Annotated in this window: 1 pseudogene; it reads right to left on the bottom strand. The window is 66.6% G+C overall.

Going from position 1 to position 1,294, the window contains the following annotated elements:
• Positions 1 to 500, bottom strand: a pseudogene (locus ACH4SI_RS42075) (transcriptional regulator); the annotation flags it as partial.
• Positions 501 to 1,294: the final 794 nt, after the last annotated feature.

Here is a 1,294-nt window from a genome sequence, read left to right as displayed (position 1 = left end):
GTGTTGCCCTTGAAGGCGGCGAGGCGGACCGGGGTGAACCAGTCCATCCACACTGGGCGTGGCTCGTCCGCATCGCGCTCGGCCAGCACGCTTTCAGCATGGGCTATCAGGCGCAGTGCCGTACGAGTGTCGTTGCACCGCGTCATGCACTCGGCCTCGACTGCGTCGAGCCAAGCGAGCATCAACGCGGGGGCGTTGCCCCGGCGGGCATAGGCACGGGCAGCCGACATCCGCTCTTCGGCGTCTTCCCTCTGGCCTGCCCACCCAGGGATGAACGCGGTATGGGCCAGGATCGCCGCTCCGAGTAGCGCGTCGTCCGCTTCCCCGGCGGCCTGGAGGCCGCGCACGAACGCGTTCCCGGCGGCCTGGGGCTGCTGGAGGTCGAAGAAGTCGATACGCCCAGCCAGCAGGTAGGACTCGGCGAGCGCGGTGGCCAGGATGATGCGGCAGCGGCCGGACGTCTCCCCCATCAGCGTCGTTCCCAGACGTGTGTGCTCCACGACGGTGGCATGGAGCTGGGAGGGTTGCACAGACCAGTACAGGCGTCGGTGGGCAGCGGTGATCGCCGCGTAATCGGCGCCTGCGGTGGCTGGTTGCGTGGCATTGCTCGCGATGGGAAGTGCCCCGGGCGCGGGTCCGATCACTGGCGCGCCCGCTCCCGTGACGGGCCTCCTGCTGGCGGCCGGCCGTTCCGAACTCGTCCTGCCCCACGGAGCGGTGAAGCCCAACTCCTCGATGGGCTGGCCCAAGAGGTGCGTCAGCACACGCTGAACGTCCGGCTGCGGCCATGGTGGATTCGCTGACTCCCAACGGCGGACCTGGCGCACGCTGATCTGCAACGACCGTATGCCGAGTTGAGGTGCGGTGTTACGGATGGCCTCGGCGAACGCTTCCTGAGAGGCGTATCCCGCTGCCTGCCGGGCGGACTTCAGCCGCGCGTTTCCTACTGCCCTGGGCACTGGACTTCCTCACAGCTTCGGTGGGTTGGTCAACTCAGCTCACCGTAGCCAGGGAAGGCCGGTTTGGGGACCCTCACCTCCTGGTGCTCCACCTCTAAGTCCTCAAGAAGTCCCCTTACTGTCCCCTAAGCGGCCTTCAATGGGACGTCCTGTAACTCCATCATGTCTAGGGTCAGCAGAGAGCAAGCATGCGGGGTGAGGGCCATGGGCCAAGTGGTGAAGCGTGCGGGTGAGCAGCAGGACGAGTTAGACGTTGATGCGATTGTCGCAACGGTCTCCCGCGCCTTACTCAAGCGGACGGCGCTGCCCCCGTACGAAGAACTCTGCGAGCTGCA

The organism is Streptomyces sp. NPDC021212, from assembly GCF_044332925.1.
Classification (GTDB): domain Bacteria; phylum Actinomycetota; class Actinomycetes; order Streptomycetales; family Streptomycetaceae; genus Streptomyces.
This window is presented reverse-complemented; position numbering and strand designations above follow the sequence as displayed.